20 protein-coding genes and 1 pseudogene are annotated in these 21,354 nt (G+C 65.6%); 8 read left to right on the forward strand and 13 right to left on the reverse strand.

Features of this window, described 5'->3' with window-relative positions; genetic code table 11:
* The 6 genes and pseudogenes from PMI42_RS04855 to PMI42_RS04880 form a co-directional block, all read left to right on the forward strand.
* Positions 1 to 131, forward strand: a pseudogene (locus PMI42_RS04855) (NnrU family protein); the annotation flags it as partial.
* Positions 132 to 203: 72 nt separating this feature from the next.
* On the forward strand, positions 204 to 1,796 hold the full coding sequence (locus PMI42_RS04860) for a class I adenylate-forming enzyme family protein (RefSeq protein ID WP_008131088.1): 1,593 nt from the start codon (positions 204 to 206) through the stop codon (positions 1,794 to 1,796).
* A 168-nt stretch (positions 1,797 to 1,964) separates the two neighbouring features.
* Positions 1,965 to 2,618: a tetratricopeptide repeat protein gene (locus tag PMI42_RS04865; RefSeq protein ID WP_008131090.1), complete on the forward strand. Its 654-nt coding sequence runs from the start codon at positions 1,965 to 1,967 to the stop codon at positions 2,616 to 2,618.
* A 30-nt stretch (positions 2,619 to 2,648) separates the two neighbouring features.
* Positions 2,649 to 3,188 (forward strand): hypothetical protein, encoded by a 540-nt coding sequence (locus PMI42_RS04870; protein WP_008131092.1) that lies wholly within the window; start codon positions 2,649 to 2,651, stop codon positions 3,186 to 3,188.
* 50 nt (positions 3,189 to 3,238) lie between these two features.
* Positions 3,239 to 4,621: a ribosome biogenesis GTPase Der gene (der, locus tag PMI42_RS04875; protein WP_008131093.1), complete on the forward strand. Its 1,383-nt coding sequence runs from the start codon at positions 3,239 to 3,241 to the stop codon at positions 4,619 to 4,621.
* Positions 4,618 to 5,874 (forward strand): TCR/Tet family MFS transporter, encoded by a 1,257-nt coding sequence (locus tag PMI42_RS04880; RefSeq protein WP_008131094.1) that lies wholly within the window; start codon positions 4,618 to 4,620, stop codon positions 5,872 to 5,874. The genes der and PMI42_RS04880 overlap by 4 nt, the downstream gene beginning before the upstream one ends.
* A 149-nt stretch (positions 5,875 to 6,023) precedes the next feature.
* Here PMI42_RS04880 and PMI42_RS04885 read toward each other — a convergent pair whose 3' ends face one another.
* The 7 genes from PMI42_RS04885 to radA all read right to left on the reverse strand — a co-directional run bounded on the left by PMI42_RS04885 (position 6,024) and on the right by radA (position 13,465).
* Positions 6,024 to 7,250 (reverse strand): ABC transporter substrate-binding protein, encoded by a 1,227-nt coding sequence (locus PMI42_RS04885; RefSeq protein ID WP_008131095.1) that lies wholly within the window; start codon positions 7,248 to 7,250, stop codon positions 6,024 to 6,026.
* Positions 7,251 to 7,420: 170 nt separating this feature from the next.
* Positions 7,421 to 8,569, reverse strand: coding sequence for an NHL repeat-containing protein (locus PMI42_RS04890; protein ID WP_008131096.1), 1,149 nt, complete (start codon positions 8,567 to 8,569; stop codon positions 7,421 to 7,423).
* Between the two features lie 77 nt (positions 8,570 to 8,646).
* On the reverse strand, positions 8,647 to 9,387 hold the full coding sequence (locus PMI42_RS04895) for an SDR family NAD(P)-dependent oxidoreductase (RefSeq protein WP_008131098.1): 741 nt from the start codon (positions 9,385 to 9,387) through the stop codon (positions 8,647 to 8,649).
* A gap of 118 nt (positions 9,388 to 9,505) precedes the next feature.
* Positions 9,506 to 9,652, reverse strand: a complete 147-nt coding sequence (locus PMI42_RS39960) for a hypothetical protein (RefSeq protein WP_008131100.1) — start codon at positions 9,650 to 9,652, stop codon at positions 9,506 to 9,508.
* Positions 9,653 to 9,667: 15 nt separating this feature from the next.
* Complete coding sequence (purF, locus tag PMI42_RS04900) at positions 9,668 to 11,191, reverse strand: amidophosphoribosyltransferase (protein WP_008131102.1); 1,524 nt, start codon at positions 11,189 to 11,191, stop codon at positions 9,668 to 9,670.
* Positions 11,192 to 11,219: 28 nt separating this feature from the next.
* Positions 11,220 to 11,849, reverse strand: coding sequence for a CvpA family protein (locus tag PMI42_RS04905; protein WP_008131104.1), 630 nt, complete (start codon positions 11,847 to 11,849; stop codon positions 11,220 to 11,222).
* A 167-nt stretch (positions 11,850 to 12,016) separates the two neighbouring features.
* On the reverse strand, positions 12,017 to 13,465 hold the full coding sequence (gene radA, locus PMI42_RS04910; RefSeq protein ID WP_008131106.1) for a DNA repair protein RadA: 1,449 nt from the start codon (positions 13,463 to 13,465) through the stop codon (positions 12,017 to 12,019).
* 202 nt (positions 13,466 to 13,667) lie between these two features.
* Here radA and PMI42_RS04915 point away from each other — a divergent pair, with 202 nt between their 5' ends.
* Together PMI42_RS04915 and PMI42_RS04920 are read left to right on the forward strand one after the other, a co-directional pair.
* Entirely contained in the window at positions 13,668 to 14,825 is a 1,158-nt protein-coding gene (locus tag PMI42_RS04915) for an ABC transporter substrate-binding protein (RefSeq protein WP_035964535.1), read from the forward strand.
* Positions 14,825 to 16,888 (forward strand): putative bifunctional diguanylate cyclase/phosphodiesterase, encoded by a 2,064-nt coding sequence (locus PMI42_RS04920; protein ID WP_035964538.1) that lies wholly within the window; start codon positions 14,825 to 14,827, stop codon positions 16,886 to 16,888. Before PMI42_RS04915 ends, PMI42_RS04920 begins: the two co-directional genes overlap by 1 nt.
* A gap of 11 nt (positions 16,889 to 16,899) precedes the next feature.
* Here the strand turns inward: PMI42_RS04920 and PMI42_RS04925 are convergent, their stop codons facing one another.
* The 6 genes from PMI42_RS04925 to PMI42_RS04950 all read right to left on the reverse strand — a co-directional run bounded on the left by PMI42_RS04925 (position 16,900) and on the right by PMI42_RS04950 (position 21,349).
* On the reverse strand, positions 16,900 to 17,622 hold the full coding sequence (locus PMI42_RS04925; protein WP_008131109.1) for a sulfite exporter TauE/SafE family protein: 723 nt from the start codon (positions 17,620 to 17,622) through the stop codon (positions 16,900 to 16,902).
* 43 nt (positions 17,623 to 17,665) lie between these two features.
* Positions 17,666 to 18,583: a ribokinase gene (locus tag PMI42_RS04930; RefSeq protein WP_008131111.1), complete on the reverse strand. Its 918-nt coding sequence runs from the start codon at positions 18,581 to 18,583 to the stop codon at positions 17,666 to 17,668.
* Positions 18,584 to 18,592: 9 nt separating this feature from the next.
* On the reverse strand, positions 18,593 to 19,039 hold the full coding sequence (gene rpiB, locus PMI42_RS04935) for a ribose 5-phosphate isomerase B (protein ID WP_008131113.1): 447 nt from the start codon (positions 19,037 to 19,039) through the stop codon (positions 18,593 to 18,595).
* Between the two features lie 66 nt (positions 19,040 to 19,105).
* The gene (locus tag PMI42_RS04940; protein ID WP_008131114.1) at positions 19,106 to 19,900 is read right to left on the reverse strand and encodes a transporter substrate-binding domain-containing protein; all 795 of its coding nucleotides are present in this window, start codon (positions 19,898 to 19,900) and stop codon (positions 19,106 to 19,108) included.
* Positions 19,901 to 19,920: 20 nt separating this feature from the next.
* Positions 19,921 to 20,679 carry an amino acid ABC transporter ATP-binding protein gene (locus PMI42_RS04945; protein WP_008131116.1) on the reverse strand — a complete coding sequence of 253 codons (759 nt, stop codon included), beginning with the start codon at positions 20,677 to 20,679 and terminating at the stop codon, positions 19,921 to 19,923.
* A 1-nt stretch (position 20,680) separates the two neighbouring features.
* On the reverse strand, positions 20,681 to 21,349 hold the full coding sequence (locus PMI42_RS04950) for an amino acid ABC transporter permease (RefSeq protein WP_008131118.1): 669 nt from the start codon (positions 21,347 to 21,349) through the stop codon (positions 20,681 to 20,683).
* Positions 21,350 to 21,354 lie beyond the last annotated feature (5 nt).

Consider the following 21,354-nt stretch of genomic DNA (forward strand, 5'->3'; position numbering starts at 1 on the left):
GCGGCCCGCCGATCCCGGTGGGCGGCGTCACCAACGATTTGATCGCGGTTGCCGTCGGCGTGGTTGCGTATCTGGCATTGGCGTTTGCGTTCCATCCTGTCGTGATCGGCGTTCCCGTCATGGGCGGCTAGCCGATCAGCGCAAGACAGCACCTTCGTGCCCATGCGCGGAAGGTGACAAGAGCAACAGGCCGAGGCGTTCCGATGGACTGGTCGCAATCTCAGATCCCGCCGATGCGGTTCGAGGCGCGCTTTGGCGATCGGGTTGTCCCGGCGTTCCGCGATCGGCCGACGAGTCTCTGGGCGATGATCGCGGAGGCCTGTGGGCGTAACGGCGACGGCGAAGCGCTGATTTGCGGCGACGTCCGGCTAAACTGGCGGCAGGCGGTGGAGCGAGCCGCGCGGATCGCGGCGGGCTTTCGCAAGCTCGGCCTGCAACGCGGCGACCGCGTCGCGATCCTGCTCGGCAATCGTATCGAATTTCCGCTGTTGCTGTTTGCTGCCGCGCATGAGGGCCTGATCACCGTCCTGCTCGGCACGCGCCAGCAGAAACCGGAGATCGCCTATGTGCTGGCCGACTGCGGCGCCAAAATCCTGATCCACGAAGCGGCGCTCGCCGAGCGGCTGCCCGCTGCGCCGGACACGCCTGATGTGATCCACCGCATCGCCGTCGACAGCGATCCGGCGCTGTCGCGCTTCGATGCGCTCGCCGACAGTGCGCCGGCGCCGGCGCCGGTTGAGGTCGGCGAAGAAGACACCGCGATGATCCTCTACACCTCGGGCACGACGGGCAAGCCGAAGGGGGCGATGCTCGCCCATTGCAACATCGTCCATTCCTCGATGGTGTTCGTCTCTTGCCTGAAGCTGACGGAAACGGACCGGTCGATCGCGGCGGTGCCGCTCGGCCATGTCACCGGCGTCGTCGCCAACATCACGACCATGATCCGCTGCGCCGGCGCGCTGATCATCATGCCGGAATTCAAGGCTGCCGATTACCTCAAGCTCGCCGCGCGCGAGCGCGTCACCTACACGGTGATGGTGCCGGCGATGTACAATCTCTGCCTGCTTCAGCCCGATTTCGAGAGCTACGATCTGTCGAGCTGGCGCATCGGCGGCTTCGGCGGCGCGCCGATGCCGGTCGCGACCATCCAGAAGCTCAAGGCGACCATTCCCGGCCTGAAGCTCGCGAACTGCTACGGCGCGACCGAGACGACGTCGCCGTCCACGATCATGCCGGGCGAATTGACTGCGAGCCATATCGACAGCGTCGGCCTGCCGTGTCCCGGCGCGCGCATCCTCGCGATGGGAGCGGACGGGCGCGAGCTGCCCCACGGCGAGATCGGCGAGCTCTGGATCCAGAGCGCCTCCGTCATCAAGGGCTACTGGAACAACCCGAAGGCCACCGCCGAGAGTTTCACGGCCGGCTTCTGGCATTCCGGCGATCTCGGCTCGGTCGATGCGGAAGGCTTCGTTCGCGTGTTCGACCGGCAGAAGGACATGATCAACCGCGGCGGCCTGAAGATCTATTCCGCCGAGGTCGAATCCGTGCTGGCCGGCCATCCCGCGGTGGTCGAGAGCGCGATCATCGCCAGGGCGTGCCCGGTGCTCGGCGAGCGGGTCCATGCCGTGGTGGTGACGCGCGCGCCGGTCGCCGGCGAGGCCCTGCGGGCCTGGTGCGCCGAGCGTCTGTCCGATTACAAGGTCCCGGAAACGATGGCGGTCACCGCCGAGCCCCTGCCGCGGAACGCCAACGGCAAGGTGCTGAAACGGCAGCTGCGGGAGAGGCTGGGAACCTGAGCCGGGCAGGTGGTCTTCCGGGCTCTGCCGGGTGGTTAACGCCTTGATCGGGCTCGCTTTGCCTTGCCACCGCCATATCGTTAGGGTACCTCGCCGCCACGTGGGGGACGGGATTCCTGACGCGAACGCCTTGGCGCGCGCACCCGGATGGGCATGGGATTAGCATAAGTGTCTGAATTATTTGACGAAGTCGACGAGGAAGTACGTCGCGAACAGCTCAAGAAGCTGTGGGACCGGTATTCGATCTACTTCATCGCCCTGATGGTGCTGATCGTGGCCGCCGTCGGCGGCTGGCGCGGCTACCAATATCTGGAGGCCAAGAAGGCCGCCGAGGCCGGCGCCGCCTTCGAGAAGGCCGCCGAGCTGTCCGACCAGGAAAAGCACGACGAGGCCGAGAAGGCTTTCACCGAGCTCGCCGCCAAGGCGCCGTCGGGCTATCGCACCCTGGCGCGGCTGCGCGCCGCGGCTGAGGCGGCTCCCCGTGACGCCAAGGCCGCCGCGAAGATGTACGACGATATTGCCGCCGACCGCAGCATTGGCGGCGAGTGGCAGGATCTGGCGAAGATCCGCGCCGCCGGCTTGCTGGTGGACAGCGCCCCCTACGCGGACATGCAGCAGCGGCTGGAGGCCTCCGCCGCGCCCAAATCGACGTTCCGCCACAGCGCTCGAGAGATGCTGGCGCTCTCGGCCTGGCGCAACAACGACCTGACCGCAGCCCGCAAATGGCTCGACGCCATCGCCGAGGACGGTGAAACGCCGCCCGGCCTGCGCTCGCGCGCCGAGGCGCTTGCGGCCCTGTTGCCGCCCGTCGCCAAAAGCTGACGACGGCTCTCTGACCTGACGAGACACGATATGCGCCGCACGCCCCGCTTGATCGCAGCTATTGTCCTGATCGCCTTCACCGGCGTCCTGGGCGGCTGCTCCGGCTTCGATCCAAGCGATATGCTCGACTTCCTCGACACCAAGAAGAAGCTGCCGGGCGACCGCAAGCCGGTCTTCCCCGAGGGCGTGCCGGGCCTCGAGCAGGGCGTGCCGCGCGAGATGTACAAGGGGGCAGCACAGCAGCAGCCGGACCCGAATGCACCTGCCGTTGCGGCTTTGCCCGCGGAGCCGGCGCCGCCGGAGCCGGCCAAAAAGGGTGCCAAGGCGAAGAAGAGCAGGCCGCCGGCTGCCGCAGCAGCCGCGCCGGCCGAGGCGCCTGCCGGCGAGGTCGACGGCGAGGCCCAGCCCGAGGCGGCCCCGCCCACCGTCGCTCCGCCGCCCAAGCAGAAGATCGTCCGCAAGCGCACCACCGCACCGCCGCCGGATCAGCCGGTCCAGCAGGCGCAGCCGACCCAGACCACGCAAGGCGGTTTCCCGGCGCCGCTGCCGAGCGGCAGCTTCTCGCGCTGATATTTTCCACTGCATTGACAGGCGCGGCCTTCGCAGCGCACGAATGATTGATGTCCTTCACGATCGCCATCATCGGCCGGCCCAATGTCGGCAAATCGACGCTGTTCAACCGCCTGGTTGGGCAGAAGCTCGCGCTGGTCGATGACCTGCCGGGCGTCACCCGTGACCGCCGCGAGGGCGAGGCCAGGCTCGGCGACCTCGAATTCACCATCATCGACACCGCCGGCCTCGACGAGGGCGCCAAGGGCTCGCTGACCGCGCGCATGCAGGAGCAGACCGAGGCCGCGATCGCGCAGGCCGACGCGCTGTTCTTCGTCGTCGATGCCCGCATCGGCCTCACGCCCACCGACCGCGCCTTCGCCGATTTCGCCCGCAAGGCTAACAAGCCGGTGCTGCTGGTCGCCAACAAGAGCGAGGGCAAGCACGGCGATGCCGGCGCGATGGAGGCCTTTGCGCTCGGTCTCGGTGATCCCATCCAGATCTCGGCCGAGCATGGCGAAGGCATGGGCGAGCTCTATGACGCCCTCCGCGAACTGATGCCGGAGCCCGTCGAAGAAGACGAGGACGAAGACGACGCGCCGCTGACCGAGGAAGAGGCCGCGACGCGTCCGATCCGGGTCGCGATCGTCGGCCGGCCCAATGCCGGCAAGTCGACAATGATCAACCATCTGCTCGGCGAGGAGCGTCTGCTGACCAGCCCGGAGGCGGGCACCACGCGCGATTCCATCGCGGTCGAGATCAACTGGAAGGGCCGCCAGTTTCGCGTTTTCGACACCGCAGGTCTGCGGCGGCGCTCGCGCATCGAGGAGAAGCTGGAAAAGCTCTCGGTTGCCGACGCGTTGCGCGCGGTGCGCTTTGCCGAAGTCGTCGTGATGATGATGGATGCGCAGAATCGCTTCGAGGAGCAGGATCTTCGCATCGCCGATCTGATCGAGCGCGAGGGCCGCGCGGTCGTGCTCGCCGTCAACAAATGGGATCTGATGGAGAGCAAGGGCGGCGGCGCCATCTCCAATTTGCGTCGGGATGCCGACCACTTGCTGCCGCAGGTCAAGGGCGTGCCGATCGTGGCCGTCTCCGGTCTGATGGGCGAGGGGATCGATCGCCTGATGCAGGCAATCCAGGACGCCTATGCGCTCTGGAACAAGCGCGTGTCGACCTCGGCGCTGAACCGCTGGTTCGAGCAGGCCGTCCAGGCCAATCCACCGCCGGCCGTCTCGGGCCGCAGGCTGAAACTGAATTACATCACGCAGACCAAGGCGCGCCCGCCGAGCTTCGTGCTGTTCTGCTCGCGCGCGGACGCGGTGCCGCAGTCGTACTTGCGCTACCTGATCAACTCCATGCGCGAGACGTTCGAGCTGCCGGGTACGCCGGTGCGCATCACGCTCCGTGAAAAGGCCAATCCCTTCGCTCACAAGCGCAAGCGGCCGTCGTGACTGACGGCGCCGGCGAGGCGATGGCGCAGGACGCTGCGCCGGTCCGCCGCGGCGCGGTCGCCTTCATCTTCGTCACCATCCTGCTCGACATGCTCGCGCTCGGCGTGATCATGCCGATCCTGCCCAAACTGATCGAGAGTTTTGTCGACAACGACACCGCGCATGCGGCGCGCATCTTCGGCCTGTTCGGCACCGCATGGGCGCTGATGCAGTTCGTGTTCTCGCCGGTGCTGGGCGCGCTGTCGGACCGTTTTGGACGGCGCCCGGTGGTGCTGCTGTCGAATTTCGGGCTCGCCGCCGACTATGTGTTGATGGCGCTGGCGCCGTCGCTGCTCTGGCTGTTCGTCGGCCGGGTGATCTCGGGCATCACCTCGGCCAGCATCTCGACTGCCTTTGCCTACATCGCCGACGTCACGCCGCCAGAGCGGCGCGCGGCGGTCTTCGGCAGGATCGGCGCGGCCTTCGGCGCCGGCTTCATTCTCGGCCCTGCGCTCGGTGGCCTGCTCGGTGATATCGATCCGCGGCTGCCGTTCTGGGCGTCTGCGGCCTTGAGCTTTGCCAATGCGCTCTATGGGCTCTTCGTCCTGCCGGAATCGCTGGCACCGGAGAAGCGCGCGCCGTTCCGCTGGACCAGTGCCAATCCCGTCGGGGCACTACGTCTGCTGCGCACCAACGCGGCGCTGGCTGCGCTCTCGGTCGTCAATTTCATCGCGCAGGTTGCGCATGTCGTGCTGCCCTCGACCTTCGTGCTCTATGCGACCTATCGCTACGGCTGGGATTCCAGGACGGTCGGCCTGACGCTCGCGATGGTCGGCATCTGCGCCATGGTGGTGCAGGGGCTCGCGATCGGCCCGATCGTGCGCGTGCTCGGCGAGCGGAACGCGCTGGTGATGGGGCTGTGCTGTGGCGCGATCGGCTTCGTGATCTTCGGCGCCGCGCCGACCGGGCCGCTGTTCTGGATCGGCATTCCCGTGATGTCGCTGTGGGGTATCTCGGGCGCCGCCATGCAATCGCTGATGACGCGGCTGGTCGCGCCGGATCAGCAGGGCCAGCTGCAGGGGGCGACCGCGAGCGTGCAGAGCGTGTCGCAACTCGTCGGCCCGTTCCTGTTCACGCTGACGTTTTCGTATTTCATCGGCGCCAGCGCACCGTGGCAGCTGCCTGGCGCGCCGTTTTTGCTCGCGGCGGTGTTGATGGTGGTGTGCGTGGGAATCGCGATGCGGGCGTTGGCCGCCACGAAGTCAGTCCCGTAGGGTGGGCAAAGGCGCATAAGCGCCGTGCCCACCATTTGTCCATGACACCAGGGTGGGCACGCTTCGCTTTGCCCACCCTACGGCAGTTGAATGCCGCAGAAGATCCCGGGTTCGATGCTTTGCATCGCCCCGGGATGACCGCTACGCGATCACTTCTTCACCAGCGGGCAATCGCTGTCCTTGAGCGGCTTGGCGGCATCTTCCGCCGAGATGGTCGCGATCAGCTTGTAATAGTCCCACGGACCCTTCGACTCCTCGGGCTTCTTCACCTCGAACAGATAGGCCGGAATGATGCGGCGGCCGTCCTCGCGCAGCGGGCCCTTGCCGAACAGCGGATCGTCGGTCGGAAGCTCCTTCATCTTGGCGACGACCTTGGCGCCGTCATGCGGATTGCCGCCGAGCGCGTCGAGTGCCTTGAGGTAATGCAGCACGGCTGCATAGTTGCCGGCCTGCGTCATCGACGGCATCGCCTTGTTGGCGACCTTCTCCTGGAAGCGCTTCGAGAAGGCACGGGTGTTCTCGTTGAGGTCCCAGTAGAAGGATTCGGTGAAGGTGAGGCCGTGGGCCGTTTTCAGGCCGAGCGAGTGGACGTCGTTGATGAAGAGGAGGAGCGCGGCGAGCTTCTGGCCGCCTTCGACGATGCCGAACTCGGCGGCCTGCTTGATCGAGTTGGTGGTGTCGCCGCCGGCGTTCGCGAGTCCGACGATCTTCGCCTTCGAGTTCTGCGCCTGGAGCAGGAAGGAGGAGAAGTCGGACGTGTTGAGGGGATGCTTGACGCCGCCCAGCACCTTGCCGCCGTTCGCGGTGACGACTGCGCTGGTGTCACGCTCGAGCGCGGCGCCGAAGGCGTAGTCGGCGGTCAGGAAGAACCAACTGTCGCCGCCGGCCTTGGTCAGCGCCTTGCCGGTGCCGTTGGCGAGCATATAGGTGTCGTAGGTGTAGGAGATGGTGTTGGCGTTGCAGGCCTTGCCGGTGAGGTCGGCGCTGGCGCCGCCATTGTTGAGCAGGACGGCGTTCTTCTCCTTGACGACGTTGCTCACGGCCAGCGCCACGCCGGAGTTTGGCGTGTCGGCGATCACGTCGACCTTCTGGGTGTCGATCCACTGACGGGCGATGTTGACGCCGACGTCGGGCTTGTTCTGGTGGTCGCCGCTGATGACCTCGATCTTCCAGCCCTTGGTGCGGAGACCCGAATCTTCCACCGCCATGTTGACTGCGGCCACGGCGCCGGGGCCGCCGATGTCGGCGTAGAGACTGGACATGTCGTTGAGCACGCCGATCGTGACGGACTTGTCCTGGGCGGAAGCGGATGTGGCAAAACCGAAGGTGGCACAGGCAAGCAGGGCCGCATAGCGGCGCGCGAACGTCGTCGTCATAAAGGGTTTCCTCCATTGTCAAATATGCGGACGGCTCTCTTGCGGGGCCTTGGTCCGGCTGCTGATGGCTCTACCGTGTCCCGCGGCCATCGGCAATGCGCCTAAAGCCGGATGACGCTGCGTCGAAGCGTCATCCGTCGGTTAACTTTTGGGCAAAATGTGTTGAGACGCTATTTGAGAGCGTCCGACGTCAGCTTGAATTTCTGGATCCGTTTTCCGGTATCGACCTCGGCGGTATAGACGTTACCCTTGGCGTCGATCGCCATGGCATGCACCCAGTGGAATTGACCGGCGTTGCGGCCATTATGCCCGAAGCTGCCGACCACGCTGCCGTCGTCGCGCTTGATGACCCGGATCTCGTTGTTCTCGCCGTCGGCGCTGAGCAGAAAGGTCTGCTTCGGATCGGGCCAGATCGCGATGTCCCACACCGCGCCGTTGCCGAGCGTGTTCTTCTCGAAGAAGAACTCCTTCACGAATGAGCCATCCTTCTTGAATACCTGGATGCGGTTGTTGATGCGGTCGCAGACATAGACGAGGCCGTCATTGGCGAGCTTCACGCAGTGGACGGGATTTCCGAATTGCTGGGCAACCGGCGCCTTGGGATCGTATGGGGCCTGCTTGGCGTCATCGGGCTTGTTGCCATAGGCGCCCCAGTGCCGCTTGTAGGCGAGCGTTGTCGCGTCGAACACGATCACGCGGCGGTTGCCATAGCCGTCGGCGACGTAGATCTCGTTCGCATCCTTGTCGATCGCGGTCTCGGCGGGCTTGCCGAGCTGCGTCGTGTCGTTGCTGCCGAGGCTCGGCGCGATCTTGCCGATCTGGGCGACGAACTTGCCGTCGAGCGTGAACTTCAAAATGGCGTTGTCATTGTCGGCATTGCCGCCGACCCAGACGAAGCCGCGCTCGTCGACCTCGATGCCGTGCTCGCGGCCGACCCATTCATAGCCTTCGCCGGGACCGCCCCACGCGCGCAGCAGATTGCCGTCGGTGTCGAATTCGAGCACGGGCGGCGCCGAGATGCAGCATTTCGAGCGCGGCGGGTTGAGGCTTGCACCCTTCTCGTCGTCGGTCAGCGAGCGCGGGCGGTGGATCACCCAGATATGGCCCTGCCAGTCCACGGTGATGCCGCCGACCTGGCCGAGGATCCAGTTGTTCGGCAACTGCTTGGGCCAGGAGGGATCGACCGCGAAGGTCGGGACATCGCCGGCGCTCGCTGCGCGCGGAAGCATGAAGGTGACGGCTGCAGTCAGAATGGAGACGGCGTAAAAAACACGTACGAGTGCACGCGAAAACCCGGCGCGATCATGCCATGGTGCCATGGCGGCCTCCCTTTTTGGCTTGCGGCTTGTTGCCGCTTGAGCGCCGGCAGTCAATCGCGGGGCGGCAGCCAAGTCAATCAGGCCGGCGCGCGGAAGCTCATCAGGCTGCGGGTCTTGTAGTCGTAGAACTTGCCGGTCTCGGTCCAGTCGGGTGCGCACATCGGCACGATGAATTCGGCGACCTGCTCGGGCGTCTCCAGCGTTGCCGGATCCTCGCCCGGCATCAGCGTGGCGCGCATGCGGGTGCGGATCGGGCCGGGGTTGAACAGGTTGACGCGGAGCTTGGTGTTCGCGGTCTCCTGCGCCCAGGCGCGGGCCAGCGTCTCCAGCGCCGCCTTGGAGGCGGCGTAGGGGCTGACATAGGCGGTGGCCTTGTTGGCGGCGCCCGAAGTGATGAACACGGCGCGGCCCGCATCCGACTGCTTCAGCAGCGGCTCCATGCAGCGGATCAACTGGAAGTTCGCGGAGACGTTCACGGCCATCACGTCGGTGAAGGCCTTCAGCTCGATATGGCCGACCGGCGAGGAGGGGCCGAGCACGCCGGCATTGCCGACGAGGATGTCGAGCTTGCCGTAGCGTTCGTGCAGGCCGGCCCCGAGCCGCGCGATGCCGTCGGAATCGGTGAGATTGAGCGGCACCAGCGTGGCGCTGCCCCCGTCCTTCCGGATCTCGTCATCGAGCTCTTCGAGCCCGCCCTGCGTGCGCGCCGTCGCAACGATATGCGCACCGGCCTTGGCCAGCGCCTTGGCGGTAGCGAAACCGATGCCACGTGAGGCGCCGGTGACGAGAGCGATGCGGTCGGCGAGGGGCTTTGTCATGGCGGGGTTTTACAGGCGTGGATGGCCGGGACAAGCCCGGCCATGACAAATTTGGCTGTCTTAATCAGCGTCAGCGAGAGCCGGCATTTTCCCGGGACTATCGCAATCGAAGGCCGTGCTAGCTATCTCCGCCACCGCCGCCATAATTGGTTTGCCCGCTTCGATCCGGGCGATCGTCCGGGGTGACCTTGCTGCCTTGACGAAAGGCGAACCAGATAAACCCGACCAACAACAGGCCACCGATGATTGCGATGATGGCCTGCATTGTCGCGCTCTCGCGTCAGCTCGCCTCCGCCAGCAGCGACAGCTGCCGCGGCTGCTGCTCGGTCTGGGTCTGGTCGGTGAGGTGGGTCGGATAGGCGCCCGTGAAGCAGTGATCCGAGAATCTCGGATTGGCGGGATCGCGGCCGGGCTCGCCCATCGCGCGGTACATGCCGTCGATCGACAGGAACGCCAGCGAGTCGGCGCCGATGATCTCGCGCATCTCCTCCAGCGAGTGTGTCGCCGCCAGAAGACCGCCGCGATCGGGCAGGTCGATGCCGTAATAGTCGGGATAGAGGATCGGCGGCGAGGCGAGGCGGAAATGCACCTCCTTGGCGCCGGCATCGCGCATCATACGCACGATCTTCTTCGAGGTGGTGCCGCGCACCAGCGAGTCGTCGATCAGGATGATGCGCTTGCCTTCGATCGCGGCGCGGTTGGCCGAATGCTTCATACGCACGCCGGACTCGCGGATCGCCTGCGTCGGCTGAATGAAGGTGCGGCCGACATAGTGGTTGCGGATGATGCCGAGCTCGAACGGTACGCCGGAGAACTGGCTGTAGCCGACCGCGGCGGGCACGCCGGAATCCGGCACCGGCACGACGACGTCGACCGGCACGTGGCTCTCGCGCGCAAGCTGCGCGCCGAAGTTCTTGCGCACCTCGTAGACCGAGCGGCCATGAACGATGGAATCGGGCCGGGAGAAGTAGATGTATTCGAAGATGCAGGGGCGCGGTGCCATCGGCGGGAACGGCTTGTGGATGTCCTGGCCGTTCTCGTCGAACACGATGACTTCGCCGGGCTCGATGTCGCGCACGAAGCGCGCGCCGATGATGTCGAGCGCGCAGGTCTCCGAGGTCAGGATCGGGCAGCCGTCGAGGTCGCCGAGCACCAGGGGGCGAATGCCGCGCGGATCGCGTGCGCCGACCAGCTTCTTGTTGGTCAGCGAGACCAGCGCATAGGCGCCCTCGATCTCGCGCAGCGCGTCGACATAGCGTTCGATGAAGCGGCTGCGCCTGGAGCGCGCGACCAGATGCAGGATCACCTCGGTGTCGGTGGTCGACTGCATCATCGCGCCGCTCTTGACGAGTTCGCGGCGCAGCGTCAGGCCGTTGGTGAGGTTGCCGTTATGGGCGACCGCGAGGCCGCCGGCGTTGAGCTCGGCGAACAGCGGCTGCACGTTGCGCAGGATGGTGGCGCCGGTGGTGGAATAGCGGACATGGCCGACCGCCATGTTGCCGGGCAGGCGGTCGATCACTTCGCGGCGGGAGAAGGTGTCGCCGACGAGGCCGAGGCGGCGTTCTGAATGAAAGCGGCTGCCGTCGTAGGAGACGATGCCGGCGGCTTCCTGGCCGCGATGCTGAAGGGCGTGGAGGCCGAGCGCGGTAATGGCAGCGGCGTCAGGGTGGCCGTAGATGCCGAAGACGCCGCATTCCTCGCGCAGCGTATCCCCCTCCAGATCGTCCTGTAGCTCGATCGCGGCGGGGCCAGAGGGCCGGTTCAAGTCGAGATCAAGCTGGGCGTCCTGGTCAGGGTGTCGCATCTCGTCCGCGCCTTTCTTTAGGGCCTAATCAACGCGCCGCAGGTTTCTCGATCAGCTTCTTCATGCCGTCACGAGCCGTTTTACTGTATCCATCGCCACTGCCCGCAGGCGGTTGCTCGGAATCAGCTTGATCATCATCTGGTTTGTTTTTCTTGAATCTCTTCAAGATGGTGTTCTCGGGGTCATCCGGCAAGAGCGACTTCAGCCATTCTCCAGTCGAATCAAGCACGGTTCGGGACTTTGCGCCGCGGACCCAGTCCGGTTGCTGCTTGTCGGGAACCAGCCAGATGAAGAACTGGTAAGCGACCACGACGATCAAAAGGCCGCGAGCCAGGCCGAACAGGAAGCCCAGGGTGCGGTCCAGGGCGCCAATGCGCGAATCCAGGATCATGTCCGAAATCCGGACCGTGATCACGGAGACCACGACCAGGGTACCGACGAACACACCGGCGATGACGACCACGCTCGCGACGGTGTCGTTGTTGAAATAGGTCTTCGCGGTGGGCAGCAGCTTCGAGAACGAGTACAGCGTAACGATCGCCGCGGCGCCCCAGGCCGCGATCGACAGGATTTCGCGCATGAAGCCGCGGACCAGGGCGAGCAGCCCCGAGATCAGCATGACGCCAAGTAAAAGCAGATCGAGGAGTGTTACTGGCATCGGCTGGTCTGGTCCGCTCGTACTCTCAAAGGTGCTCAGCGAATCGGTGTTTGGCCGCCGCCCTAAAAGAGGGGCAGACGGCGTTCCCGGCAAGGCCGCAACCACGCAATCCCATGCTGCTTTTGTGACGGCTGTATAGCTGTGGGGGCCGGAGACGTCACCTCCACCTATCCCTCTCCGCGGCGGAATCTTGCCGGTGTGGCATTTTTCTCTGCCGATCCGCCGGATTCGCCCCGGCGGGAGCCGCGCGCGGCGATCTCGGCCACCAATGTGGTCAGGCTGTTGATCGCGTTCAGGGTCAGTCCGGCGTCGCCGCCGGCATCACCGCCCCGGGCCGATTCGGGCAGTACGGCGCGCTGAAAGCCGAGTTTTGCCGCTTCCTTGAGCCGTGCCGGGGTCTGCGCCACCGGGCGGATGACGCCGGAGAGTGAAATCTCGCCGAAATAGACGGCATCGGTGGGTAACTGCGCATTAACCAGGGACGAAACCAGCGCGGCCGCGGCGGCCATATCGGCCGCCGGCTCGTGGATGCGCAGGCCGCCTGCGACATTCAGATAGACGTCGTGGCCGGACAGCTTGACCCCGCAATGGGCCTCCAGCACCGCCAGCACCATGGAGAGCCGGCTTTGATCCCAACCGACCACGGCCCTGCGCGGGGTGCCGAGCGAGGTGGGGGCGACCAGTGCCTGCAATTCGACCAGAACGGGCCTCGTGCCCTCGATGCCCGCAAAGACTGCGGTGCCGGGCGTGCCGAGGTCGCGCTCGGACAGGAATAGCTCGGACGGGTTGGTCACTTCGCGCAGGCCAAGGCCGGTCATCTCGAACACGCCGATCTCGTCCGTCGGCCCGAAACGGTTCTTGACGGCGCGCAGGATGCGGAACTGCTGCGAGCCTTCGCCCTCGAAGGACATCACCGCATCGACCATGTGCTCGACCACGCGGGGGCCCGCGATCTGGCCGTCCTTGGTGACGTGGCCAACCAGGATAATGGCTGCGCCCGTCTTCTTGGCGAAACGGATCAGCGCCTGCGCCGAGGCACGCACCTGCGAGACCGTGCCGGGCGCCGATTCCACCGTGTCGGTCCACATGGTCTGGATCGAGTCGATCACGATCAGCCGTGGCACCGCGCCTTCCGACAGCGTCGAGACGATGTCCTCGACCGAGGTTTCGGCCGCAAGCTGCACCGGCGCATCCGACAGCCCGAGCCGTTCGGCGCGCAGCCGGACCTGCGCGATGGCTTCTTCGCCGGAGATGTAGACGATGCGGTGGCCGGCGCGCGCCATCAGGCTGGTGGCCTGCGTCAGCAGCGTCGACTTGCCGATGCCGGGATCGCCGCCGACCAGCAGCACCGAGCCGCGGACGAAGCCGCCGCCGGTGACGCGGTCGAGCTCGGTCATGCCTGAGGACAGGCGCGGCGCGTCCGGGCTTTTGCCGGCGAGGCTCTCCAGCGCGAAAGTTCGCCCCTTGCGCTTGGAGCGGATCGAGACCGGCACGCTGCCGCTCGTGTCTTCCTCGGCGAGCGTATTCCACTCGCCGCAGGACTCGCACTTGCCCTGCCAGCGGTTATAGGCCGCGCCGCAGTTCTGGCAGACGAAGGAAAGCGTGTTCTTGGCCATGGGGACAGCGAGTCGGGGGTTTCAGAGTTGCTGATAGCACGGAATGAGGAGCTGTGATGGCAGCAGCCAGCGCCCCAATTAGCGCAATTCACCGCAACCGATACACCCTTTGTTAGCGCTAGGCCCCTGCGCCAAGCCGGACTTTGCCAAATGTTAGCGGACGCAGGTCCAGTTTGGGAACCGAGACGGGGTGACGAAACGAATGACGATGTTATTGCGCGTATTGCTCGCTGTGAGCATGGCCTGCGGCATTCTTATGCCGCTTGGCGGCGCCGTTGCGGCTGATGCAAGGCGTCTCGACATCGTCTTCGTGAACCCCGGCAAGACCGGCGAGGTCTATTGGGACATGGTGGCGCAGACCATGCAGGCTGCCGGGCGCAAGCTCGATGCGCATGTCGAGGTGCTGACCAGCGAGCGCAATTACCGCACCATGCAGGAACTCGGGCTCGGCGTGTTGGCGCGTCCCGACAAGCCCGACTTCCTCATCCTCTCGAACGAAGAGTCCGCCGCCGTTCCGGTCCTGGAGGCGGCCGAGGCTGCCGGGGTCAAGACGCTGTTGCTGTCGAACACGCTGATCGGTGAGGATGCGGTGCGTCTCGGACCGCCGCGCCAGAAGCTCAAGACCTGGCTCGGCGACATCACGACCGATCTTCAGACCGCGGGCGCGCGTATGGCCAACGCGCTCATCAGCGTGGCGCGTGCCGAGAAATGGCAGAGCCCGGACGGCAAGATCCACATTCTCGGCATCGGCGGCGACGAGATCACGCCGGCCTCGATCGCCCGCAACGCCGGGCTCAAGCTCGCCGTGGATGCGGCGCCCGATGTGGTGGTGGACCGGATGCTGTTCGCCAACTGGACACAGTCCGAGGCGGAGCAGGTCACCACGAATTACCTGAGCTGGGCCTCGCGCAAGGAGATCCGGCCCGCCGGCATATGGGCCGGAAACGATCCGATGGCGCTCGGCGCGTTGCGCGCCGTGACCGCCGCCGGCCTCATGCCCGGCCGGAACATCGAGGTGGTCGGCCTCAACTGGTCGGAGGACGCGCTGCGCGAGATCAGGGCGGGGCGCCTGCTCCTGACCGACGGCGGGCACTTCCTGCTCGGCGGCTGGTCGATCGTCCTGCTCCGCGACTACGCCGATGGCTGCGATTTCGCCGCCGTTTCACCCCGCGTCGAGGTCAAGACATCGGCGATCACGCGCGACAATCTCGCTTCCGTCGGCGACCTCATCAAGACGCGCGGGTTCGACCGGATCGATTTCTCCCGGTTCAGGGCGAAGGCGGGACGTTGCGGCCAATATGATTTTTCGGTCAACGCGCTCATCTCGTCGCTGGCGCGTCCGGACGGCCTCGGTGACTGATGCGCAAGGATGATGCGATGACCGGTCCGGACCGCGACGTGCAGGCAGCGCCGCCGCGTTTGCGCTCGGTCGTCCGCGCGATGATCTGGGCCACCGTGCCGGTTCTGCTGCTGGTGCAATTGCTGGCCTCCGCCGGCGTCGAGGCCTCGAGCTTCTGGTCGCAGATCCGCCAGCTCGACGCCCGCATTGCCCGCACCGCCGAGAGCCGGGGCGAGCTGATCGCCGAGCCGCTCTGGAAGATGCGCTACGACCAGGTCACCAGCGTGCTCAACGAGATCATGCACGACGAGACCATCGCAGCCGCGGCCGTCTATGACGACACCGGCGTTGCGATTGCCCGCGTGGTGGCGCGCCCCTCCGTGCAGGCGGTCGCGGAGATCTCGCGTCCCATCAACTACAGCAACGGCAATATCACCGTTCAAGCCGGGCGTATCGCGATCGCCTATTCCTATGCGACGGTCTATGCGGACACCGGCAGCCGGCTGCTGCTGCTGCTCGTCGTCGGCCTGCTCGCAACGTTCGCGACCATGGTGGCGATGCGGATCTCGGCCAACATCTTCATCGGCAAGCCGCTCGCCGCGATCATGTCGGCGATCCAGCGCAGCAAGCAGGACGGCCGCGCCTATCCCGCGGATATCGGATCGTCGAACGAATTCGGCCAGCTTGCGCGGGCCTTCAATGCCATGCAGGACACGACGTCGGGGGCGCTCGACCGGCTCGGCCACATGGCCGCGCACGATCCGCTCACGGGCCTGCCCAATCGGCGCTCGCTGTCGGAGCGTCTGGCGGACTTGAGCGGCGCCGCCGGCTCGCCGGATTCGCTGATCGCCTTCTGCTTCATCGACCTCGACGACTTCAAGGGCATCAACGACACCTTCGGCCATGATGCCGGCGACAAGCTCCTGGTCCACATCTCCGAGCGTCTTCGTGAGGCCATCGAGCCGCAGGATTGGGTCGCGCGGCTCGGCGGCGACGAATTCGTCGTGATCCGTCCCGAGGTCAGCAACGAGGCGACCGCGCAGGCGTTTGCGCGCCAGTTGCTGGATGCGATTTCCGAGCCGATCCGGCTGCACGACAAGCAGGTCGTGCCGCGCGCCAGCATCGGCCTTGCGGTGCGCCGTGCCGGCGATCCCGAATTGTCGCATTTGCCGGCGCTCGCGGACATCGCGCTCTACCATGCCAAGAGCAAGGCGCCCGGCACCGTCGCCGTGCTGGACGAAGCGCTCCAGCGCGACTACCGCCGTCGCAGGGATCTGGAGCTGGCCATTCCCACGGGCTTCGCCGAGGGGCAATTCGAGGTCTGGTATCAGAGCCTGGTCGATCTCGAGAGTCATGCTGTCGCTGGTCTTGAGGCGCTCATTCGCTGGCGCCATCCCGAGCATGGCTTGATCGGTCCCGGCGAATTCTTGCCGTTGATCGAGCGCAGCGGCAACAATGCAAGGCTGACGCGCTACGTGCTGACCGACGCCTGCCGCGCGCTGCAACGTCTGGCGGCCGCCGGCAAACCGCAGATCCGGATCGCGATCAATTTGCCGCCATCCGAACTCGCCGACCATTCGCTTGCCGCCGAGCTGCGCGCGACCTGCCTGCGCTTCGGTGTGGCGGCGTCAATGCTCGAGCTCGAGATCACCGAGGGGTCGCTGATCAACAACATTGCCAGCGCCTCCGAGACGCTGCATCGGCTGCGGCGCCTCGGCGCCACCATTGCGCTCGACGATTTTGGCACCGGCTATAGCTCGCTTGCCCATCTCAGGCGTTTTCCGCTCGACAAGGTCAAGATCGACAAGGCGTTCATCAGCGAGATTCCGGATAGCGCGGAAGACAAGGCGATCGTCGGCATCATTGCATCGCTCGCCGGCACCTTGGGGCTCACGCTCGTCGCTGAAGGGATCGAGCGGCCCGAGCAGGCCCAGGCGATGCGCGAAATGGGTGTGAGGTTCGGGCAGGGCTATCTCTATCAGCGGCCTCAGCCGCTCGAGGCCGTGCTGCAATGGCTCGAAGGGCAGAGGGGCTCCGACAGCCGCGTCGACAGCCCCTCGATCGCGCCCGAATTCGCCGCCTGAGTGCGGCCGTCTCACTGCGTCGCGTTCCAGAGCATCGACAGGCCGGCTGCGATCATGATCGCGTCCATCATCAGCCGAAACATCTCCGGCTTCAGGTGCAGCACGAAACGCTTTGCGACGAACGCGCCTGCCATCAGCGAGGAGCCTGCGATCAGGCCCTTGATGAAGACGTCGCCGGTCAGCGCGCCAAAACGTTCGAAGGTCACGGATTTCGCGAAATAGAGGCCGAGCGAGGCGGCGGCCTCGGTTGCCAGGAAGGCGCCTCTGGACAGGCCATAGAACAGGAACAGCGGCACGCTGAGCGGGCCGGTCGAGACCACGATGCCGGTGAGATAGCCGATCACCGCGCCGCCGAGCGCGAGGTGCCAGAGATTGGCCTTGAGCTCATGCCGCGCCAGCCAGTGCCGGACCGGCACCATCGCAATCAGGAAGATCCCGATGGCGAGATCCACGGCATGCGAGGGCAGCGCCAGCAGCGTGCGTGCGCCGAGCGCTGCGGCCGGGATGCCCGTGACCGAATAGGCCGCGCAGGCTCGCCAGTCGACCTCGCGCCACCACGCCAGAATCCGCGAAAAATTCGCCATCACGGAGGCCACCGCCATGATCGGCACGGCTTCCTTCGGCCCGTACGCATAGACCAGCACCGGCATCAGCATGATCGACGAGCCCGTGCCGACGATGCCTGAGACGGTGCCGGCGATGAGGCCGACAATGAGGACGAAGAGGAAGGCCAAGGGGAGGGCTCCGGGAATCGGAGAAGTGTAGCCGCGGACGACGCTAAGCGAGAGACGGAATTTTCGCCCGCATCGGCATGCCGGCCTGCGCACCCGGCTTGAGGCACTTTTGCGCTGCCGCCTCGCATCCGACTCGGAGAGCAGTTTGCAGCGGAACCTTCTCGTGGATCATCGCCGCAAACGCACCGACGAAGGTGTCGCCGGCTCCGGTCGTATCCACCGGCGTGATGCGCGGGGCGAGGGCGCGCACGCGGGCGCCATTGGCCGTCACGGCCAACGCGCCTTGCGCCCCCGCGGTGACGACGCAGGTGAGGCCACCGGCCCTGGCGAGTTCGGCGGCTGCGGCTTCGTAGTCGGACGGGGCAAAGCCGATGGCGGCCGCGGCGTCGAGCGCCTCATGCTCGTTGACGATAAGATGGTCGGTCGCGGCGAGAAGCTGTGTGACCATCTCACGCGTCATCTTTTCTGGAACTGGTGCGAGGTTCCAGATCACGACGCCGGCGGCGGATGTCGTCAAGTGTGCGGCCGCAAGCGCCTGCGCAAAGGGCACTTCCATCTGAAGCACCAGCACCGTGTCCGGGCCAAAAAGCGCGGACGACAGGTCGTCGGCGCTTGCGGCCATATTGGCGCCGCTGGCCACAGTGATCGCATTCTCGCCGGCCTGATCGACCGTGATGAAGGCGCAGCCGGTCGGCTCGTCGGTCCTGATGACGAGAGCGGTGTCGACACCGTTGGCACGGAGATTCTCGATCGCTCTGTCGCCAAATCCGTCCCGGCCGATGCGGCCCGCCATGTGAACGCGTCCCGCTCCCGCGATCCGTGCGGCCGCGACGGCCTGATTGGCGCCCTTGCCGCCGAAATGCGTCTGGTAGGACGGCGCGAGCACCGTCCGGCCGGGACCAGGAATGACCGGGACCTGTGCGACCAGATCGATGTTGAGCGATCCGAACACCAGGATCATGGCACGCCGTCAGCCTTGCTCGTCCATGACCCGCAGCTTCTCGACGCGGCGGCGAAAATCCTCGTCGGTGGAGAATTCGGCGGAGAGATATGAGGAGACGAGATCCACCGCGAGCCAGGCGCCGACGATCTGCGCGCCGATGCACATGACGTTCACGTCGTCATGTTCGACACTCTGATGCGCGGAATGCACATCGTGGCAGACCGCGGCGCGGATGCCCTTCATCTTGTTGGCGGCGATGGAGGCGCCGACGCCGGTGCCGCACACCATGATGCCGCGCGCGGCTTCGCCCGACGTTACCTTCTGCGCCACGGCTCGTGCGATGTCGGGGAAGTCGACCGGCTTGTCGTCAAAGGAACCGACGTCGACGACGTCATGGCCGAGGCTGCGGATGTGGTCGATAATTGTCTGCTTGAGCGGCCAGCCGGCGTGGTCGGATCCGATGACGAGACGCATGTGATGTCCTTCTTGATTTTGCCATAGCCGTGACAGTCGCGTGCGACTGTCACGGCGTTCTTCCGTTCAACTGCGCATGTCGGCCGGCAGCTCGACACCGTGGAATTTCTTGTAGATCGCGTTGAGCTTTCCGTTCTTGACGTTCTCGGCGATCCAGGCGTTGAGCTTGTCCATCAGGCGCTGCTCGCCCTTCTTCAGGCCGATGGCGAGGTCGAAGGTGGCGAGCGGGATCTTGGATTCGAAGATGCGTGCCGGGTTCTTGACGCCGATCTGGTTGATGATCGTTGCTGACGTGCCGACGCAATCAACTTGGCCGGAGACGGCGGCAGTCACTTCAGTGGCATCGTCGTCATACCGGGCGATCTTGAGGTCCTTGTCCTTCATGTTGGACAGTGTCGTGTCCTGCGTGGTGCCGCGCGAGACACCGATCGTCCTGTCCTTGAGGTCGGGCCAGTCCTTGACGTTCAGCGACTTCAGGCAGCCTATATCGGATTGCAGGGTCGCATAGCGCTTGGTGAAATCGATCACCTTGGCGCGCTCGGCCGTCACAGAGAGGGTCGAGATGATGATGTCGGCCTTGCCGGTCAGCACGTTCGGGATGCGCGTTGCACCGGTGGTCTGGACGAATTCGAGCTCGAGCCCCCAGTCCTTGGCGAGCAGCTGCGCCACCTCGACGTCGGAACCGGTCGGCTTCATGCTGGAATCCATCATGCCCGAGGGCGGGATGGCGAGGTCGGTCGAAATGCGGATCTTCTTGGCCTGCGTGATGTCGTCGAGCAGATCGGCCGATGCCGGCGTTGCCGTCATGACGATCAGGCCGAACAATGCGGCGGCGGTGCCCAGCAGTGTCTTATTGGTCATCCCTAGTTCTCCTCTCCCTGTTATGATTTTAGGTTCCCCGTGCCCACGAATTGCGTGAGCTCAGGCGTCGTCGGCGACGTCAGGATCGAGGCGGGTCCGGTCTCGTGGACCTTGCCGCGATGCATGAACACGATCCGGTCGGCGATCCCCTTGGCAAAGCCCATCTCGTGCGTGACCATCACCATGGTCATGCCGTCCGCCGCCAATTGCTCGATTACCTTGAGCACCTCGGCGGTGAGCTCGGGGTCGAGTGCGGACGTGACCTCGTCGAACAGCATGACCTTCGGCTGCATGGCGAGCGAGCGCGCGATCGCCGCGCGCTGTTGCTGGCCGCCGGAGAGCTGCTCGGGATAGGCGTGCAGCTTCTCCTCGAGCCCGACCTGCGCCAGCACTTTTCGCGCGAGATCCTTCGCCCGCGACTTGGCGATGCCCTTCACGGCGCAAGGCGCGAGCGTAATGTTCTGCTCGATCGTGAGGTGGGGGAACAGATTGTAGCTCTGGAACACGATGCCGACGTCCTGGCGCAGCGCGCGCAGATCGACGTCGGGACGGTCGACCCGATGTCCGCAGACCACGATCTCGCCGCCATCGACCTTCTCGAAACGGTCAATGCAGCGCAGTGCCGTGCTCTTGCCGGAGCCAGAGCGGCCGATCAGCGCCAGCACTTCGCCGCGCTCGACGGCAAAGGAGACGCCATCGAGCACCCGAAGCGGGCCAAAGCTCTTCTGCACGTCGCGGAGCGACACGATCGGTTGGGAGAAGGGCGTGTTTTGCTGCATGTCAGGCTGGTGCGAGGTTGGACCGGCCACGCCCCATCCGCCGCTCCAGCTTCTGGCTGAACAGCGAAAGGGGATAGCACATGGCGAAATAGGTGACGGCGATGATTGCGTAGATGGCGAACGGCTCGAACAGCGAGTTGTTGACGATCTGGCCCGAGCGCATCAGTTCGACGAAACCGACGACGGAGGCGAGCGAGGTGTTCTTGACGATCTGCACCATGAAGCCGACGGTCGGCGGCGTCGCGATGCGGATCGCCTGCGGCAGGATCACTTTCATCATGCGCTGGGTCCGGCTCAACGCCAGGCCCTCTGCGGCCTCCCATTGCGGCTTCGGCACCGACTGGATGCAGCCGCGCCAGATCTCGCCGAGATAGGCTGCGACGTAGAGCGTCAGTGAAGCGCCGGCGGCCGTGAGCGAGGAAACCTTGAGGCCGATCGCGGCGAGGCCGAAATAACCAAGGAAGAGAATGACGAGCAGCGGCGTGCCCTGGATGAGTTGGACATAGACGCCGCTGGCGATCCGCACCGATTTGAGCGGCGAGATTCGCGCAAGCGCGATCACAAAGCCGACGATGCCGCCGCCGATCGGCGCAATCACAGACAGGGCGATGGTCCAGAGCGCGCCCTGGCCGAGGAACATCAGGTGATTGATGTTGAGATGCCCGCCCATGGTCA

It is taken from the genome of Bradyrhizobium sp. YR681 (genome assembly GCF_000282615.1).
GTDB lineage: Bacteria > Pseudomonadota > Alphaproteobacteria > Rhizobiales > Xanthobacteraceae > Bradyrhizobium.

Excerpts from the sequence above, each read along its gene's own strand:
- PMI42_RS04860 (WP_008131088.1), top strand. The coding sequence starts at position 204 with ATGGACTGGTCGCAATCTCAGATCCCGCCGATGCGGTTCGAGGCGCGC.
- PMI42_RS04870 (WP_008131092.1), top strand. The coding sequence starts at position 2,649 with ATGCGCCGCACGCCCCGCTTGATCGCAGCTATTGTCCTGATCGCCTTC.
- der (WP_008131093.1), top strand. The coding sequence starts at position 3,239 with ATGTCCTTCACGATCGCCATCATCGGCCGGCCCAATGTCGGCAAATCG.
- PMI42_RS04885 (WP_008131095.1), bottom strand. The coding sequence starts at position 7,250 with ATGACGACGACGTTCGCGCGCCGCTATGCGGCCCTGCTTGCCTGTGCC.
- PMI42_RS04890 (WP_008131096.1), bottom strand. The coding sequence starts at position 8,569 with ATGGCACCATGGCATGATCGCGCCGGGTTTTCGCGTGCACTCGTACGT.
- PMI42_RS04895 (WP_008131098.1), bottom strand. The coding sequence starts at position 9,387 with ATGACAAAGCCCCTCGCCGACCGCATCGCTCTCGTCACCGGCGCCTCA.
- PMI42_RS39960 (WP_008131100.1), bottom strand. The coding sequence starts at position 9,652 with ATGCAGGCCATCATCGCAATCATCGGTGGCCTGTTGTTGGTCGGGTTT.
- purF (WP_008131102.1), bottom strand. The coding sequence starts at position 11,191 with ATGCGACACCCTGACCAGGACGCCCAGCTTGATCTCGACTTGAACCGG.
- PMI42_RS04905 (WP_008131104.1), bottom strand. The coding sequence starts at position 11,849 with ATGCCAGTAACACTCCTCGATCTGCTTTTACTTGGCGTCATGCTGATC.
- radA (WP_008131106.1), bottom strand. The coding sequence starts at position 13,465 with ATGGCCAAGAACACGCTTTCCTTCGTCTGCCAGAACTGCGGCGCGGCC.
- PMI42_RS04915 (WP_035964535.1), top strand. The coding sequence starts at position 13,668 with ATGACGATGTTATTGCGCGTATTGCTCGCTGTGAGCATGGCCTGCGGC.
- PMI42_RS04920 (WP_035964538.1), top strand. The coding sequence starts at position 14,825 with ATGCGCAAGGATGATGCGATGACCGGTCCGGACCGCGACGTGCAGGCA.
- PMI42_RS04930 (WP_008131111.1), bottom strand. The coding sequence starts at position 18,583 with ATGATCCTGGTGTTCGGATCGCTCAACATCGATCTGGTCGCACAGGTC.
- rpiB (WP_008131113.1), bottom strand. The coding sequence starts at position 19,039 with ATGCGTCTCGTCATCGGATCCGACCACGCCGGCTGGCCGCTCAAGCAG.
- PMI42_RS04940 (WP_008131114.1), bottom strand. The coding sequence starts at position 19,900 with ATGACCAATAAGACACTGCTGGGCACCGCCGCCGCATTGTTCGGCCTG.
- PMI42_RS04945 (WP_008131116.1), bottom strand. The coding sequence starts at position 20,679 with ATGCAGCAAAACACGCCCTTCTCCCAACCGATCGTGTCGCTCCGCGAC.
- PMI42_RS04950 (WP_008131118.1), bottom strand. The coding sequence starts at position 21,349 with ATGGGCGGGCATCTCAACATCAATCACCTGATGTTCCTCGGCCAGGGC.